This window comes from Pseudolactococcus chungangensis CAU 28 = DSM 22330 (assembly GCF_002441885.1).
GTDB classification, from domain to species: Bacteria; Bacillota; Bacilli; order Lactobacillales; family Streptococcaceae; genus Pseudolactococcus; species Pseudolactococcus chungangensis.
Map to the genome: position 1 here is coordinate 1 of NZ_JXJT01000065.1, position 704 is coordinate 704.

The 704-nt window shown below is 32.1% G+C and carries 2 protein-coding genes; both read right to left on the reverse strand.

The window, feature by feature from the left end; genetic code table 11:
* On the reverse strand, nucleotides 1-183 hold a 183-nt coding region (locus tag RR45_RS10905), incomplete at its 3' end, for a hypothetical protein (protein ID WP_096823195.1).
* Nucleotides 176-704 (reverse strand): hypothetical protein (locus RR45_RS10910; protein WP_218838360.1); only part of this gene is annotated, 529 nt, incomplete at its 5' end. The genes RR45_RS10905 and RR45_RS10910, both read right to left, overlap by 8 nt.

Genomic DNA, 704 nt, shown 5'->3' on the forward strand with positions numbered 1-704 from the left:
GCCTTTATTGGGAAGATTTTTGCCGCCTTTGGTCAATTCACCTCTATAAGTTTCATCTTGAGAGTAGTTTATCTCCTTGAATTCCCTATTTTTGGCAAATGGAGGGAAATTTTTGGGTCTAGTATTATAGGCACTTTCTGCTAAATTAGCATAAATGTTATTGAAATTTTTTAAATTACTCATAATCAACCCATCCTTTTGAACCATCAATTTCTTTTAGAACACTTAAATCAACAATATCGAACCTTTTTAAATTGGGATATAATGTGTGCTTATAAATTGGATATTCCACCATTATCGTTGAAGTGTCTATTTTATTAAATTTTCCTTTTATAGTTAAAATCGTATACTTTTCTCCTGTTGGTATTCCTCCAGCGTTTGGCTGAAATTCTTGAATCTCTAGGCTATCCCAATCCCATTGCACACTTGTTACTTTTGAATTTTGCTTTTTCACAAAATTTGTCATCTCTTCTTCGTGTTCTTTGAGATAATCTATCTGCTCCGTTTTAGTTGGTTTTGTAAAATCTTTTGTCAAGAAGATATCAAAAGGTGTTCCTAATTTCATTAAAAGTCCTCCTGTAATTAAAACTATCGGTATTAGTATTATAATGAGTAATATTTTTATTCTTTTTTTCATAACTATGCCGTCTCTTGATAAAGTTTTGCGACTGCCTGAGCTGAAACCATTGTCCCTAGCGAATGAC